Annotated in this window: 15 protein-coding genes and 1 riboswitch; of the genes, 10 read left to right on the top strand and 5 right to left on the bottom strand. The window is 62.9% G+C overall.

Going from position 1 to position 14714, the window contains the following annotated elements; genetic code table 11:
* The first annotated feature begins 245 nt into the window (after positions 1-245).
* Complete coding sequence (locus tag J0I79_RS10725; RefSeq protein WP_292857416.1) at positions 246-560, top strand: antibiotic biosynthesis monooxygenase family protein; 315 nt, start codon at positions 246-248, stop codon at positions 558-560.
* 50 nt (positions 561-610) lie between these two features.
* Here the strand turns inward: J0I79_RS10725 and J0I79_RS10720 are convergent, their stop codons facing one another.
* Entirely contained in the window at positions 611-1444 is an 834-nt protein-coding gene (locus J0I79_RS10720; RefSeq protein ID WP_292857413.1) for an AraC family transcriptional regulator, read from the bottom strand.
* A 379-nt stretch (positions 1445-1823) separates the two neighbouring features.
* Positions 1824-2033, top strand: a riboswitch (cobalamin riboswitch).
* Positions 2034-2125: 92 nt separating this feature from the next.
* Between J0I79_RS10720 and J0I79_RS10715 the strand changes: the two genes are divergently transcribed.
* The 7 genes from J0I79_RS10715 to J0I79_RS10685 all read left to right on the top strand — a co-directional run bounded on the left by J0I79_RS10715 (position 2126) and on the right by J0I79_RS10685 (position 9005).
* Positions 2126-2524 (top strand): DUF1636 family protein, encoded by a 399-nt coding sequence (locus J0I79_RS10715; RefSeq protein WP_292857410.1) that lies wholly within the window; start codon positions 2126-2128, stop codon positions 2522-2524.
* Positions 2521-3309: an ABC transporter ATP-binding protein gene (locus J0I79_RS10710; protein ID WP_292857407.1), complete on the top strand. Its 789-nt coding sequence runs from the start codon at positions 2521-2523 to the stop codon at positions 3307-3309. Before J0I79_RS10715 ends, J0I79_RS10710 begins: the two co-directional genes overlap by 4 nt.
* Before the next feature lie 46 nt (positions 3310-3355).
* A complete protein-coding gene (locus tag J0I79_RS10705; protein WP_292857404.1) occupies positions 3356-4303 on the top strand; it encodes an ABC transporter substrate-binding protein in 948 nt (315 codons plus the stop codon).
* Positions 4303-5352, top strand: coding sequence for an iron ABC transporter permease (locus tag J0I79_RS10700; RefSeq protein WP_292857401.1), 1050 nt, complete (start codon positions 4303-4305; stop codon positions 5350-5352). Before J0I79_RS10705 ends, J0I79_RS10700 begins: the two co-directional genes overlap by 1 nt.
* A gap of 150 nt (positions 5353-5502) precedes the next feature.
* Positions 5503-5982 carry a MarR family transcriptional regulator gene (locus tag J0I79_RS10695; RefSeq protein ID WP_292857398.1) on the top strand — a complete coding sequence of 160 codons (480 nt, stop codon included), beginning with the start codon at positions 5503-5505 and terminating at the stop codon, positions 5980-5982.
* Entirely contained in the window at positions 5979-7157 is a 1179-nt protein-coding gene (locus J0I79_RS10690) for an HlyD family secretion protein (protein WP_292857395.1), read from the top strand. Before J0I79_RS10695 ends, J0I79_RS10690 begins: the two co-directional genes overlap by 4 nt.
* A gap of 312 nt (positions 7158-7469) precedes the next feature.
* Positions 7470-9005 (top strand): DHA2 family efflux MFS transporter permease subunit, encoded by a 1536-nt coding sequence (locus J0I79_RS10685; protein WP_292857392.1) that lies wholly within the window; start codon positions 7470-7472, stop codon positions 9003-9005.
* Positions 9006-9068: 63 nt separating this feature from the next.
* Here J0I79_RS10685 and J0I79_RS10680 read toward each other — a convergent pair whose 3' ends face one another.
* Both J0I79_RS10680 and J0I79_RS10675 read right to left on the bottom strand, forming a co-directional pair.
* Complete coding sequence (locus tag J0I79_RS10680; RefSeq protein WP_292857389.1) at positions 9069-9653, bottom strand: hypothetical protein; 585 nt, start codon at positions 9651-9653, stop codon at positions 9069-9071.
* A gap of 199 nt (positions 9654-9852) precedes the next feature.
* Positions 9853-10365, bottom strand: a complete 513-nt coding sequence (locus tag J0I79_RS10675) for a CAP domain-containing protein (RefSeq protein ID WP_292857506.1) — start codon at positions 10363-10365, stop codon at positions 9853-9855.
* A gap of 114 nt (positions 10366-10479) precedes the next feature.
* Between J0I79_RS10675 and J0I79_RS10670 the strand changes: the two genes are divergently transcribed.
* Together J0I79_RS10670 and J0I79_RS10665 are read left to right on the top strand one after the other, a co-directional pair.
* The gene (locus J0I79_RS10670; RefSeq protein ID WP_292857385.1) at positions 10480-10878 is read left to right on the top strand and encodes a VOC family protein; all 399 of its coding nucleotides are present in this window, start codon (positions 10480-10482) and stop codon (positions 10876-10878) included.
* A gap of 167 nt (positions 10879-11045) precedes the next feature.
* The gene (locus J0I79_RS10665) at positions 11046-11870 is read left to right on the top strand and encodes a DUF2189 domain-containing protein (RefSeq protein ID WP_292857382.1); all 825 of its coding nucleotides are present in this window, start codon (positions 11046-11048) and stop codon (positions 11868-11870) included.
* A 27-nt stretch (positions 11871-11897) separates the two neighbouring features.
* Here the strand turns inward: J0I79_RS10665 and J0I79_RS10660 are convergent, their stop codons facing one another.
* Positions 11898-12530 (bottom strand): LysE family translocator, encoded by a 633-nt coding sequence (locus J0I79_RS10660; RefSeq protein WP_292857379.1) that lies wholly within the window; start codon positions 12528-12530, stop codon positions 11898-11900.
* Positions 12531-12640: 110 nt separating this feature from the next.
* The gene (locus J0I79_RS10655) at positions 12641-14626 is read right to left on the bottom strand and encodes a TadE/TadG family type IV pilus assembly protein (protein WP_292857376.1); all 1986 of its coding nucleotides are present in this window, start codon (positions 14624-14626) and stop codon (positions 12641-12643) included.
* Positions 14627-14714: the final 88 nt, after the last annotated feature.

The raw sequence follows: 14714 nt of genomic DNA, 5'->3' as shown, positions 1-14714 counted from the left end.
CTGATCCCGTGTCGAACGAGCGTGGTTGTTGGCGGCTGGCGCCGGTGCTATGAACTGCTGGTCGAAAAGGACCCTGGAGTGGCAAACGGTAAGCCCGCTCCCTTCCGCCAACTGGAAGCTCCGTTCCCATTCGGTATGGGAACCCTCGGCAAGCCCAGGGCGTGCTTTTACGCCCGGCTTGGCGCGCGGGGTTTTCGCGGATTTTGCGTTCCTTCGTTTGCCAGGCGCCAACGAAGGAGAAGAAAATGCCCATCATTCGCGCCGACACCGGCGTCATCACCCAGATCAATGTCTTCGACGTGCCAGAGGGCGGCCAGCAGGCGCTGATTGGGCTGCTGCGGGAGGCGGCGATGAGTTGCCGCGACATTCCCGGCTGGATGTCGGCCAGCCTGCACCGGAGCCTCGACGGCACGCGCGTAGTCAACTACGCGCAGGCGCGGGATCAGGCGGCCATGCGACGTGTCTTCGAGCATCTGCTGAGCAGCGGTTTTCTCGAGCGCAACAAGGCCCTGGGACAAGCCCATCCCGGCCTCTATGAAGTCGCTCTCACCGTAGAGTAGGAGGCGGGCCGTGCTTCGGCCGGCACGTCGGAGCACGGTCTTTCTGAGGCTTATGACTTGACCGGTATCCAGATCTCCAGCCCGCCATTACCGGTGCGCGGATCGAAATCGGGACCATAGCGTTCGAAATCAGGAGCATCTGATATTTCGTGCCCGGAGGCCGGCAGCCATCTGTTCCAGATCGTGTTGACCGTGCGGCGGATCGTCGAGATGTGCTCGCGATGGGCGAAGACCGCAAATTTCCTGGCAGGCACCCGCACGCGCGCGAATTCTCTGGGAAGGTCGGAAAAGTCCGACACCTCGACGCCGGCGATGTAATCGAAATTGCCGGCATCATCGCCATTGACGCAGACCCCGTAAGCGACGTCGCCGGTCTCACCCGGGATGTTGCCGATATAGGGACCGAAGCGTTGCCACTGCATGGGAATGGCGGCGCTGGTTTCGCAGCTGTAGCGCTCGCCAAGGCCCGCGATCAGCAATGGCCGGCTGATCTCGAAGCGCGGCGGTTCGAGATGGGCGAGAAGGGATTGCTCCATGAGGATCGGCTCCACGAGATCCAGGGTCTTGGTAGAACCCTGCGCACGCACCAGCTCCGGCGTGGTGCCGAACTGGTCGCGGAAGGCGCGGGTGAATGCCTCATGCGAGTTATAACCGGCGTCGAGAGCGACGCGGAGTATGTCGGGCGCCCCGCCGGCCAGACGGCGTGCCGCCTCGGTCAGCCGGCGGGCGCGCATGTAACCCATCACCGAGCGCCCGGTGGCGGCCCCGAAGGCGCGCGTCACATGGAAGCGCGACACGCCGCTGCTTGCCGCAACATCGTCGAGGCTGATGGCTTCGGGCAGATGGCTTTCGACAAACCAGAGCGCTTTCTCGGCCGGGTTCATGGTTCCTCGCATTTGGCCGGCTCACCCTAGCGGCCGCGCCGACAGTCAGTTTGATCGAAGTTGCGCATGGCGCAATCGATCCGCGACGGCGCGGATATGTCCGCGCGTGTTCGCATGCTCGGCTAAACATTTATGCCGGCTTGAAAAACTCGTCCGTTCTTATTGCGCCTTAGAAATCCCGGAGGCTTTTCGAAAATTTTCCGATGGTTTGGTGAGTTGGGCCAGGGAGGGATTGACAGCTAGGCGCTGAGCCGTTGTATGTAATGTTATCACATAAAACGATGCGAACAAAGGTGCTCTATCCTGGTCAGGTCGTTGGACAGCTTCGCGCTACGACGGGTTCACGTGCAAGGCCGTTGCGACTTTGGCGGGGACAAACTAGGTTGCTGCCAAAGATGGTCCCCGTGCCGAAAGGCGAGGGGTGAAAAGGGAACACGGTAACACCCTCAAGAGGGGTCGAGGCCGTGGCTGCCCCCGCAACTGTAAGCGGTGAGCAAGATCCGCAATGCCACTGGCCGGCAAGGCTGGGAAGGCAGGATTGAGCCGAGACCCGCGAGCCAGGAGACCTGCCATCCGCATGAGTTGACCGGACGGGGTGTGCCGGGAGGAGACGTGGCCTCCGGTCTTGTCGGCCGGCCCGCCAAAATCCTTCCGTCGACAGTTTTGGAAAGTGACGGAAAGTTGGACGGCGCCATCGATCGTATTCACCGCATTATCGTGTGCACGCTTTGCCGCGACGTCCCGACGGGGGTGAGGTCCGGTGAAGCCTTGTGCATCGACTTGCGCTCCCGGCTCGCGGCCCACCACGAGCCCGACGTTGCGAATGGCTTTGCTGTCGAGGGTGTCGCTTGCATGGCGGGTTGCTCCCGGCCGCTGACTGTGGCCTTCCAGGCGCCGGGCAAGGCCGCCTATCTCTTCGGCTCCATCGACGCCGAGGCCGACGCCGGCGACCTCGTGCGGTTTGCCAGCCTCTACGCCTCGCTCCCGGACGGATGGTGTAGTTCCGGACAACGTCCGCCCAGACTGGCCGGCAAGACGCTGGCCCGCATCCCGGGCGCGATTGCGGGTGAACCCCGATGACCGTGCCGCTTCTCGAAGCGCGCGACCTCGGCGCGACGGCGAATGGCCGCGATCTGGTGCATTCGGTCAGCCTGTCGGTGGCGGCGGGCGATCGCCTCGCCATCATTGGTCCCAATGGCGCCGGCAAGACCACGTTGCTGCGCATGCTGTCCGGAATGCTCAGCCCAAGCTCCGGAGAGGTGAAGCTCGGCGGGCGCCGCCTGGACAGGATTTCGGCCACCGAGCGCGCCCTGCATATCGCCGTCGTGGGCCAGACCGACCAGCCCGATGCGCGCCTGGCGGTGATCGACTATGTCGAGCTCGGCCGCGTACCCCATGCCGGCCGCAGGCGTCGCAACGAGGACCGCGACATCGTCGTCGACGCGCTGCGACAGACGGGCCTGTTGCCGTTGCTTGGCCGCACCATCGGCTCGCTGTCGGGTGGTGAGCGCCAGCGGGCGCAACTGGCCCGCGCCATCGCCCAGGAGCCGAAAGTGCTGTTCCTCGACGAGCCGACCAACCATCTCGATCCCCGTGCCCGCGGCGAACTGCTCGAACTCGTGGCCGGTTTCGGCATGACGGTGATCGCGGTGCTGCACGATCTGGCTCTCGTGGCGCCTTTCGCCACCCGGGTCGCGGTGATGAACGAGGCCCGGCTGCATGCGCTGGCGTCGCCGCGCGAGGCGCTCACCCAGCAACTCATCCGGGAGATCTTCGGCGTCGACGTCTTTCGCCTGCGCCACCCCACGGAAAACCGCGAACTGACGGTGTTCGATGTTCCGAACCGAGCAGCGCCGCCAGGCTGACCGACACTTCCCCCAATCAACACTGTTCAACCAAGGAGCAAAATCCGTGAAACGTCTCGCTTTGTCGCTCGTCTTCTCGCTGCTGGCCTCTACGGCCTTCGCCTTCCCGGTCACCGTCGACAGTTGCGGCAAACCACTGACCTTCGATGCACCGCCAAAGCGCGCGGTCATCCATGACCTCAACATGGCCGAGATGGCTTTTGCGCTAAAACTGCAGCCCTCCATCGTCGGACTGACCGGTATCACCGGATGGTACAAGGTTGGGCCAGAATTCAAGGCCGAACAGGGCTCCATTCCGGAACTCGCCCCGAAATACCCGACGATCGAGAACCTTGTCGCGGTCGAGCCCGATTTCTTCTTCGCCGGTTGGTACTATGGCATGAAGCCGGGCGGCGACGTGACGCCCGACACGCTCGCCCCGCACGGCATCAAGACGCTGGTGCTGACCGAAAGCTGCGTCCATCTCGACAAGAACCGCCCCGCGGCTTCCATGGACCTGCTGTATGGCGACGTCGAAAAGCTGGGCAAGATCTTCGGTAAGGAGACAGAGGCGGAAAAACTCGTCGCCGGCTGGAAGGCGCAACTCGCCGACATCACCGCCAAGATCGGCGATCGCATGGGAACGCGCGTATTCCTGTACGATTCCGGTGAGGACAAGCCGTTTACCGCCGGAAAATTCGCTATCCCGAGCGCCATGATATCAGCCGCCGGCGGCGAGAACATCATGGCCGACATGGACACCAGCTGGGGCAATACGGACTGGGAGACGGTGGCTGCCCGCAATCCACAATTCCTCATCCTGCTCGATTATCAGGATGGCGGCGGCTACAAGAAACTGCTCGATTTCCTCAAGGCGCACCCGGCGATGAAGGAGACCGATGCCGTCAAGAACGAACGTTTTGTCGCCCTTCGCTATGCCGAGCTGACGCCAGGCCCGGCCAACATCGAGGCGATCGGCAAGATCGCCAAGGCGATGCATCCGGAAGCGTTCTGATGCATCTTGCCCCGAAACATGAATCCGGCGCGCTTTCGGGGCACCAGGCATTCGCGGCGGCCATGGTGGCGGGCGTGGTGGCGCTCGTCGCTTTGGTGCTGCTGTCGATCGCCTACGGGTCGACACTGATCCCGCTGACGGATGTCGTGGCCGCCCTCGGTCACGCTGTCGGGTTGGCGGAACACCAGGTGTCGGGCCCGGTCGGCAAGATCGTCGTCGATCTGCGGCTGCCGCGCACCCTGCTCGCGGTCTGTGTCGGCGGCGGGCTGGGGATCGTTGGCGCATTGCTGCAGACGGTGACCCGCAACGACCTTGCCGATCCCTTCCTGTTCGGCCTGTCGTCGGGGGCCGCCGCAGGGGCGGTTTCCGTCATCACCGTCTTCGGCGACAGCTTCGGCATCTGGACCTTGCCGGTCGCGGCCTTCACCGGCGGCATACTGGCGGCCTGCATCGTCCTGCTGCTGGTCGCGCGGGTCAGGGGGCAGGGGCCGGAGCGGCTGATCCTCGCAGGCCTCGCCGTCTCCTTCCTGTTCACCGCCTTGACCAACTATCTCGTCTTTGCCGGCGACCAGCGCGCCGCCCATTCGGTGCTGTTCTGGACCATGGGCGGGCTTGGACTGGCGCGTTGGGACAATGTGTGGCTGGGCGCGGTGGGCGCCGGCACGATCGCTGCCTACGGCCTGTGGAACCATCGCCGGCTGGATGCCTTCCTGGCCGGAGAAAGTGCAGCCGAAAGCCTCGGCGTGCCGGTGGCCAGGATGCGCAGGATCACGTTCCTGGTCGCCGCTTTCTCGACCGCGATCCTTGTCTCGGTCGCCGGTGTCATCGGCTTCGTCGGGCTGATGATCCCGCATCTGTCGCGCCCGCTGGCCGGCCCGCTGCATCTGCGCCTGATCGCAAGCTGCGCGCTGTTCGGGGCGGTGCTCCTGCTGGCAAGCGACCTGCTGGCCCGGACGCTGCTGCCGCCGCAGGAACTGCCGATCGGCATCATCACCAGTTCGCTCGGAGCTTTCTTCGTCGTCACCATGGTTGTTCGAAACCGTTTGTGAAACGTCTGTTTTCGTGTGCCGGCTTCATGGCGGTGCGGTGTTCATTCGTCGCTAACCATGATTGCGGTGGACGGCTGCCATCCCGATTTGCCGGCTTCTGGCGCAATGCGGCATCTTGAATAGTAAGCACGCTTATTATAGGTATCGCTCATGGTTTCCGACGGCATCGATAGATTGGGATTTTTGATCCACGACGTGCAGCGTCTGTTGCGCAAGCGTTTCGAGACGCGCGCCAGCGGGCTTGGCCTGTCCTCCGCGCAGTGGCGCCTCATGGTGCGTGTCGCAAAGGAGGCCGGCGTCACCCAGGCCAGGCTCGCCGAATTGCTCGAAATCGAGCCGATCAGCGTCTCGCGCCTCGTCGACCGCATGGAGGAGGGTGGCTGGATCGAACGCCGTGCCGATGCCGCCGACCGCCGCGTGCGCATGATCTTCCCGACGGAGAAGGCGAGTGCCGCCTATGCCGACGTGAAGAGCCTTGCCGGCGAGGTCTATGAGGAATCGCTGAGCGGCGTTTCGCAGGAAGACCGTCGCCTGCTGATCCGGGTGCTCGATGCAATCGTGCAGAATCTGACGGACGGCGAAGCGTCGTCGCTTGAGAAGATGAAAAGTGCGGAAGGCGCGGCAGCATGAACGCGGTGGCAAAGGTAAAGGAAAATCCTTCCGAGGTGGAGATGGAAGCGCCGGCACAGCCTGTCGCCGCGCCTGTCGCAGTCGCTCCTCCCGTCCAGCCGGTCCAGGCGCCGAAGAAGAAGCGGCGCCTCGGCCGCTTCTTTTTGATGTTCGCGCTGCCGGCCGCGCTCATCGTCGGCGGCGGCTATGTCTGGGTGACCGGCGGACGCTACCAGGAGACGGAAAACGCCAATCTGCAGCAGGCCAAGGTGTCGATCGCCTCGGATACTGCCGGACGCGTCGTCCAGGTCGCCATAGCGGACAATCAGATGGTCAAGCAGGGCGATCTTCTGTTCGCCATCGACCCCGAGCCGTATCGCATCGCGCTTGCGCAGGCCGACGCGGCGGTGGCTGCCGCGCGCCTCAATGTCGAGCAGTTGCGCGCCGCCTACAGCCAGGCGCTGGCGCAGCAGAAGTCCGATTCCAGCGAGGTCGACTACGCGCAGTCGCAATACGACCGGGCCGCCGATCTTGCCCAGAAGGGCATCAACGCCAAATCCTCGCTCGATCAGGCGAGGAACGACCTCGACAAGGCAAAGCAGCAGCTGGCCGTTGCCGAGCAGGGCATCATCAGCGCCAAGGCGGCGCTGGGCGGCAATCCCGACATCGAGACCGACAAGCACCCGACCGTGATGTCGGCGCTCGCCGCGCGTGACAAGGCCGCCTACGACCTGGCGCAGACCACGGTCAAGGCGCCCGCCGATGGCGTGATTTCCCAGGCCTCGTCCTTCAAGGTCGGCCAGTTTGTCGGCGCCGGCACGCCGCTGTTTTCACTGGTCGAGACCGGCGATACCTGGATCGATGCCAATTTCAAGGAAACCCAGCTCACCAACATGAAGCCGGGCCAGAAGGCCGAGATCGTCGTCGATACCTATCCGGGCAAGACCTTCGAGGCGACCGTCAAGGCGATCGGGGCGGGAACCGGCGCGGAATTCTCGCTGCTGCCGGCACAGAACGCCACCGGCAACTGGGTCAAGGTCACACAGCGCATTCCCGTGCGCCTGGAGCTGACCGACCCTGACGCCAGGATGGCGCTGCGTACGGGCATGAGTGCCTCCGTCAGCGTCGATACCGGCGTTGCCCGCGGCTTTCCCGCCATATTCGGTCACGCCAAGGCTGGCGAGGCCGCGCAGTAGAAGTCGGCTGAAGCCCGCGGCGACCCCGCGGGCGGAGGTGGAGAGCAGGATTGGTCTGATGGGAGGAGTGAGAAGGATCGGAACTTGGTTCGAGCCGCCGAGCGGTTTGGCCCGACTCTGAAATCCTCGACACGGACCCGTCGGTCCTCATGTTTCCGGGCGGCAGGCATCCGCTGGCACAGAGACTTTCAGTCGATGTAACCCCCACATCGACAAATCGCGTCCCACCGCGATGAGGGTCTCTCAACGGAAGGCGTTGCCGCCCGGAAACCCTGTGTACACGTTTTTGTTACCTGCTGGAAGTTCCGCGTCATGAGCACGCCAGAACCATTTCGGGAAGTGCCGCATCGCGGGCTGATCACGGTCGCGCTGATGCTGGCGACGATCATGCAGGCGCTCGATACCACCATCGCCAATGTCGCCCTGCCGACCATGACCGGTGATCTCGGCGCCTCGCCCGACAACATCAACTGGGTGCTGACCTCCTACATCGTCGCCGCCGCCATCATGACGCCGGTCACCGGCTGGCTCGCCGACCGCTTGGGCCGCAAGGAATTGTTCCTGACGGCGGTGGTCGGCTTCACCATCTTCTCCATGCTATGCGGCCTGGCATGGAGCCTGGAAACCATGGTGTTCTTCCGGCTGATGCAGGGCGTATTCGGCGCCGCCATCGTGCCGCTGTCCCAGACCTTCCTGCTCGACATCAATCCCAGGGAACGTCACGGCCAGGCGATGGCCATCTGGGGCGCCGGCATCATGCTGGGGCCGATTCTGGGGCCGACGCTGGGCGGCTGGCTGACCGAGAATTTCAACTGGCGCTGGGTGTTCTTCATCAACCTGCCGGTCGGCATCGTCGCCTTCCTCGGCATGGCTGCCTATCTGCCCGCTGTCGCCCGGCGGGTGCGCAGCTTCGATTTCTTCGGCTTCGCCATGATATCGCTCGGCGTCGGCGCGCTGCAGCTGCTGCTCGACCGTGGCGGCGAGGTCGACTGGTTCTCCTCGGTCGAAATCTGGATCGAGCTCGGCCTGTCGATCACCGGCTTCTGGGTATTCATCATCCATACGGTGACCGCGGAGCATCCGTTCATCGACCCCAAGATCTTCCTCGACCGCAATTTCGTCACCGGTCTCGCCTTCATCTTCGTCATGGGCGTGCTGATCCTGGCCTCCATGTCGCTGCTGCCGCCCATGCTGTCGAGCATCTTCGGCTATCCGACCGTCACCATCGGCATCGTCATGGGACCGCGCGGTGTCGGCACGATGATTTCGATGCTCGTCGTTGGGCGGATCATGGGCAAGATCGACGCCAGGATTCTCGTCGTCGTCGGCTTTCTGCTGACGGCGCAGTCGCTCTACACCATGGCAAGCTTCACACCGCAGATGGACAACTGGCTGATCATCAGCTCGGGCGTCATCCAGGGTCTGGGCATGGGCATGGTCTTCGTGCCGCTGTCGACCGTCGCCTTCGCCACACTCGACGCGCGCTACCGCACCGACGCAACCGCGCTGTTCAGCCTGGTGCGCAACCTCGGCTCATCGATAGGAGTGTCGGTCGTGACTGTGCTGCTGGTGCGTAACACACAGGTCAACCACGCCGAGCTTTCCACCTTCATCAACCCGTTCAATCCCAATCTCTGGGCGGCTTCGCCAGCCGCCGCGAGCGGCGATCCGATGGCGCTGTCGGAAGTCGATCGCATGGTCAACCTGCAGGCCATGATGATCTCCTACGTCAACGATTTCAAAATCCTGATGGTGATGACGCTGGCCGCCATCCCCTTTGTCTTCCTGCTGCGCAAGCCGAAGGCCGGCCCGGCAGGCGGGGGAGCCCCCGCCGCGCATATGGACTAGCCAGCCATTGGCTCCTCACCATGCTGAAGGGGCGCTTGACACGTTTTTAATGGCAGTGGCCGGCTATTCTGGTGATTGCGGATATCCAGGCGGCCACCAGTCCGTCGTCGAATCCTCAGCATCGTCGAACCATATTAAAGGTCCCAACGAATTTGATCTGGACGGAGCGAATCGATCCGAGGCAGGCTCGTATTGTCGCAACCATCGTTCGAGCATGGCATGCGTGTTCACCTCGCGGTCTCGGGTGATCTCGCCTGATCGAAAGTGAATGATACGTTCCCGCTCAAACCAATGCGACCAGCCTTGGTGACTGTAGACTAGTTGCCTGCCGATCGGAATTCGGATGCTGCCGGTGAACCAATGTGCGTTGACCGGGAAACCGGTGCAGCCGGCCGCTCGGAACACGCGGGCAGCTATCCCGTCAGGCATCGGGATTTCCTCTTGCCCATTCCACGACAACTGCACTAGGCGGAGATGACGATCACGAATTTCCCATGTTCCAATGTAGCCTCGGTAGTTATCCGTGCTGTAATAATCGGGACAACCGAGGTCGATCCGGAAATGCTTGATGAGTCTGTAAAGCGGTTGAGCGTAAAGTTCACGAGGGCGACCGTCGAGAATGATACGTTCCGGGGACTGAGCAGTCATCGGGCTCTCAAACCAGAGGTTTCCTGGCCACCGCCTTTGGCAGTTGGAGGCGAGGCAGTTGCCCTCAGAGATTACCAGAAAGCTGCTTAAGGTGCAAATTTGCACGCGTATAAGCTTTTGAAATATATGCGATAATTTGCATTTTTTTGGGTGTCGATTATCTGTCTCGATAAGCCGAGCGTCGAGTGCCGTCCTGTGGCTACCGGCCGAGCACCAGTGCCCAGTAGCGCAGGCTGGGATCCTTGCCGTCGCGGACATAGGCCAGCCCGAAGCGGCTGAAGTCCGGATCGAGGATGTTGCGCCGGTGGCCCTGCGAATTCATCCAGATATCGAACAGTTTTTTCTGGTCGAAACGGCCCTCGGCGATGTTCTCTGCCGCCGCGCCGCGCACGCCGTTGTCCTTCATACGCGAGGCGAAGTCCTTGCCCCAGCCGGTCGTGTGGCTCATGCGCTCGCGCTGTGCCATGTAGCCGGCCTGCTGCAAGGCCGCCTGTTCGAGCTGGGCGTCGGGAACGAGGGGTCCGCGCCCTGCTGCGGCGCGCAGACTGGACAGGGTGGCCGTAGCGGAGGAGGAAGCGCCGGCGCCTTCGCCCGTGGGGACGGAAACTGTGCTGCAGGCCGCCAGCCCGGCCAGGGCGGCAACGCCTGCTATCTTGAGTAAAGCGCGCCTGTTCATCGCCGGCGGGCGATTGTCGGTATCGGTCAGCATCATGCTGTCTGACATAGCGGGGATCATGGCTTTTGCCGGGCAACGCGGCAAAAATAGCGTGCACGGGTCAGATTCGATCGGCGCGTTGCGCCTGGAAGAAGGGGAGTTCCTGTCGATATGCTTCACCACATCTCCCTTGGCGCGTCGGACATCGAGCGCTCAGCCGCCTTCTATGACGCCGTTCTGGCGCCCATTGGATATGTGCGTGTCTGGGATGACCTCAGGCCCGGCGAGGACGATCAGGCCGTGGGCTATGGGGTTGCCGGCGGTGGCGACAAGTTGGCGATAAAACATTCCCATAAAGGCAACCGTCCGCCTGGTCCCGGTTTTCATCTGGCCTTCGCGGCTCCAGATCGCGAAAGCGTTGCGCGATTTCACGCCGCAGCGCTCGCTCATGGAGGCAGGGATAACGGCGCGCCAGGGCTACGCGCTCACTATGGTCCGCACTACTATGCCGCCTTCGTCGTCGATCCGGACGGTCATCATATCGAGGCGGTGTTCAACGCACCGCTATAGCGTTCATCGGCCCGGCCGCTACCCGATGACAATCCCGTGAGGGTGTGCCCAGGGCCAGCGATCTGGCGACAAGCCCTGGCAAATCGGCTATGCTGCCACATCTACTAATGGCAGCTGCGGGCGGCCATCATGGCGGTGACCGCCCCCCGACAAACGGGAGGAAGGTTATGGCCGGCTTTCATGTCATGGCGGACGCCTATGGGATGCACGTGCAGCCCACCGTGCGCCGCATCACCACGGCGGACCTCTGGGATGCGCTCAGGCTCGGCGCCGAGGATTTCTGGGCGAAGCCCTCGCATTACGTGTTCCTGTGTCTGATCTATCCGGTCGTCGGGCTGATCCTGACGCAGTGGACATCGGGCTCCAATGCCATCCAGCTTGTCTATCCCTTGATGTCGGGCTTTGCCCTCATCGGTCCTTTTGCCGCGATCGGCCTTTACGAAATCAGCCGCCGGCGCGAGCTTGGCATGAACACGGATTGGCGCCATGCGCTCGATGTGCGCCGTTCGCCGGCCTTACCGTCGATAGCGGTCATCGGCATCATGTTGTTCGCGCTTTTCCTTTTGTGGCTGTTCACCGCGCAATCGATCTACACCGGCCTGTTCGGTGACCAGCCGCCGGCCTCGATCGGTGCATTTGTTCGTGACGTGCTGACGACCGGCAAAGGCTGGATGCTGATCCTTGCCGGCAATGCCGCCGGCTTCATCTTCGCCGTGGTCGTGCTCGCCACCACGGTGATTGCTTTTCCGCTGCTGCTTGACCGCGATGTGGGGGCGGTTTCGGCAATCGAGACCTCGGTGCGCGCTGTGATGGCAAATCCGCTGCAGATGGCGCTGTGGGGCCTGCTGGTCGCCGTGCTTCTGGTCATCGGCTCGATCCCGCTCTTTGCCGGACTGGCGATTGTCATGCCTATCCTTGGCCATGCCACCTGGCATCTCTACCGCAAGATGGTCGAGCCGGCCCAGATCCGGCCGCCACGCCGCCCGATGTAGGCTGAAGGGTGATACCTCGAGGAGTTCTCAGCGTTGCGCGTCGGTCGCCATCTTCACCGCGAGCGCCGTCAGCACCGTTCCCATCATCCAGCGCTGGATGACCAGCCACAAGGGCCGCCCGGCGAGGAAGGTGGCGATCGAGCCGGCCGTCACCGCGATGATCGCGTTGACGGTGAGGCTGATCGAAATCTGCGTGGCGCCCAGCACCAGCAGCTGCGACAGGACATGGCCCTTGCCGATGGTGATGAACTGCGGCAGCAGCGATAGATAGAGCACCGCCACTTTCGGGTTGAGCAGATTGGTCATCAATCCCATGGCGAACAGTTTGCGCGGCCTGTCCTTCGGCAGATCGCGCACCTGAAACGGCGAGCGTCCGCCGGGCTTCACCGCTTGCCAGGCCAGCCACAGAAGGTAGAGCACGCCAGCAAAGCGCAGCGCATCGTAGGCATAGGGCACGGCCAGCAACAGTGCGGTGATGCCGAACGCGGCCGACACAACATAGAAAAGAAAACCGACGGCCACCCCACACAGCGAGATAAGGCCAGCCTTCGGTCCTTGCGACAGCGAGCGCGAGATCAGGTAGATCATGTTCGGGCCCGGCGTCAGCACCATGCCGAGGCAGACCAGCGCGAAGGCGAGATGATTGGCGGCCTCAGGCATTGTTCGTCTTCCTGTGCGCGGGAATGCGCCACCCGCAGGCGCCCCGATATGTGCCCGTTCACAGGCGCGGCGGCAAGGGCTTGGCGACTCGGATCGTTGCGCCAGAAAGGCTAGCCGACCACGCGCAGGTTCGACAGCTCGTTACCGATTTCCTTGAAATCGTTCGACAGGCTGGCGCCGGTCGCGTTCCAGAACAGTTTCGCCGGCTTGCTCTGATCCGCCGGATCCTTGCGGAAGCGTGAGTCCGACGAGCAGGATTTCAGCGCGTCGATCGCCAGCTTGTCGGCGGGCTTGGTGGCTGACAGGTCGAGCGCCACCGTCATCACCATGATGTTGGCTGCTTTGGCGTTGTTGCAGAGCGTTGCCATCTGTTCGTTGAGCGCGTTGGTGTAGTTTCCGTTCGAATAGTCGAACTGACCGACGGCGCTTGAGGTGCCCATGAACATGCGGCCGACCGAGGTGCCGTTGTAGCCGGGATTGAGATAGCCGTAGGACGCGTAGGTCGATTTCGAATCCGCAGGGTCGGAATAGTTCAGCGAGGAAGGTGTGTAATAGGTGTTGGCGCCGTCGGTCAGCACGATCACCACCTTGTCGTTGCCCCTCTCTGTTTCCGGGCGCCCCTGGGTGAACGGCTCGCCGCTCGACACCACTTTCCAGCCCCAGGCCATGCCCTCGGGGACATTGGTGCCGCCATTGGGCTGCATCAGGTCGATCGCGGCCTTGATCGAGGTGAGCCCGGCGGCAGTGCTGACATCGGTCAGCGGCGTGATCGGATTGGTGGTGCAACTGTAGTTGGGACCATTGCCGGCGGCCAGCGCAGGCGCATCGATCGGCCTCGGCTGGAAATACTTGGCCATGTTGCGCAGCCTCGACTGGCCGGCTCTGCTCGATGGATCATCGTTCCACCAGCTGTTGACGGCGCCATAGGTCACTGGCGCCGCCTCGTTCGGGTCCTGTGTCAATTTCCAATGATTGCCGGGCTCGTCGGGAGCAAACATCGGCACGAACATCGTAGCAGGATCACCAACCCCTATCCCTGTGTTCGCCGATCCTCCCGAGGGCGGTGCGTCGTTGACATTGTAGGGGTAGGGGCGGGCTTCGACACAGCCCTGCCAACTGGCGAAGGGACCATAGGAATCAATGTAGTCATATTCGTCGTGGCTGCGTTTGCAGGTGCTGTTCGAATTGTATTCGTCGCAAACCACGCGCTTGCTGCTTTTGACGCGCTCATGGCTGGTGACGACCTTCATGTCGCGGTAAAGCGAAAAGCGGGTCAGCATCTGGCCTTCCTCGCTGCCCCAGCCAGTGCCGCGCTTGTACCAGATGCCGTTGGTCTGCTGGGCGTATTTGTTGGCGGCGTTGAGCGTCGACCAGTCGAAATTCTCGTTCGACACCGGCGACAGGCCCTCGGTGTCCATCCAGGAGGCGTTGCCGTTGGCTGGCCCGACATTGACCGAAGCGGCAAAGGGCACGAGACCGAACTGTACCGGCCTGTCGATCTGCTTGATCATCGCCGCCTGCTGGGCGAGCGTGTCGACAAGCTGTTTGGCGGCGGTCTTGAGAAGATCGATGCGCTGCTGCCGCGAGCCCGTGCCAGCAGTGGTCATGGATCCGGAATTGTCGAGCACCAGGGCAACTTCCAGCGTGTTCTTCAGCCGCACCTGCGAGGTGACATTGAAGCTGAGCCTTTTGTTCGCATCGTCCGCCGATTTGCCGACAAGCTGGGCGAAGGCAGGATAGAAATAGGGCTTGTAGTTGAGCTGGGCGGTCATGGTGAGCAGGCCGCCGCCCGTGGTGTTGCTAGGCAGGGCGACGCTGAGCGTCGTGCTGGCGGGGTCGATGTCGTTCAGGTTGGCGTTGAAAAAGTCGAGCGCATAGGCTTTCAGCTGATCGTCGGTCGCGCCTTCCGTCAGCCGTCGCGCCGTAGCGAAGTTGGCGGCGTCGAGTGCGTGCGAGACCGTCTGCTTCTGGCGGTTCATCTCCGTGAAATCGACCGCGATCGCGACGCCGCCCATCAAGGGCAGCATCGCCACGACCGTCATAAGAGCATAGTTGCCGCGCCTGTCGCGGCCGAACTGACGCCAGATTTCATGCATGTCTTGCAGCGGCCCCCGCCGGCGAAGTCTCAATGGTGCCAGCATCCCACAAAACGCTGAAGGACGGGTTTGAGAAACCGCTCTATTG

The sequence above is a fragment of the Mesorhizobium sp. genome, assembly GCF_017306585.1.
Classification (GTDB): domain Bacteria; phylum Pseudomonadota; class Alphaproteobacteria; order Rhizobiales; family Rhizobiaceae; genus Mesorhizobium.
The sequence above is the reverse complement of the archived record's forward strand: the minus strand, read 5'-3'. Positions and strand labels throughout refer to the sequence as shown.

Bases quoted from the DNA above. Each gene is read 5' to 3' on its own strand.
- J0I79_RS10725 (WP_292857416.1), top strand. From the start codon at position 246: ATGCCCATCATTCGCGCCGACACCGGCGTCATCACCCAGATCAATGTC.
- J0I79_RS10720 (WP_292857413.1), bottom strand. From the start codon at position 1,444: ATGAACCCGGCCGAGAAAGCGCTCTGGTTTGTCGAAAGCCATCTGCCC.
- J0I79_RS10710 (WP_292857407.1), top strand. From the start codon at position 2,521: ATGACCGTGCCGCTTCTCGAAGCGCGCGACCTCGGCGCGACGGCGAAT.
- J0I79_RS10700 (WP_292857401.1), top strand. From the start codon at position 4,303: ATGCATCTTGCCCCGAAACATGAATCCGGCGCGCTTTCGGGGCACCAG.
- J0I79_RS10695 (WP_292857398.1), top strand. From the start codon at position 5,503: ATGGTTTCCGACGGCATCGATAGATTGGGATTTTTGATCCACGACGTG.
- J0I79_RS10690 (WP_292857395.1), top strand. From the start codon at position 5,979: ATGAACGCGGTGGCAAAGGTAAAGGAAAATCCTTCCGAGGTGGAGATG.
- J0I79_RS10685 (WP_292857392.1), top strand. From the start codon at position 7,470: ATGAGCACGCCAGAACCATTTCGGGAAGTGCCGCATCGCGGGCTGATC.
- J0I79_RS10680 (WP_292857389.1), bottom strand. From the start codon at position 9,653: ATGACTGCTCAGTCCCCGGAACGTATCATTCTCGACGGTCGCCCTCGT.
- J0I79_RS10675 (WP_292857506.1), bottom strand. From the start codon at position 10,365: ATGATGCTGACCGATACCGACAATCGCCCGCCGGCGATGAACAGGCGC.
- J0I79_RS10670 (WP_292857385.1), top strand. From the start codon at position 10,480: ATGCTTCACCACATCTCCCTTGGCGCGTCGGACATCGAGCGCTCAGCC.
- J0I79_RS10665 (WP_292857382.1), top strand. From the start codon at position 11,046: ATGGCCGGCTTTCATGTCATGGCGGACGCCTATGGGATGCACGTGCAG.
- J0I79_RS10660 (WP_292857379.1), bottom strand. From the start codon at position 12,530: ATGCCTGAGGCCGCCAATCATCTCGCCTTCGCGCTGGTCTGCCTCGGC.
- J0I79_RS10655 (WP_292857376.1), bottom strand. From the start codon at position 14,626: ATGCATGAAATCTGGCGTCAGTTCGGCCGCGACAGGCGCGGCAACTAT.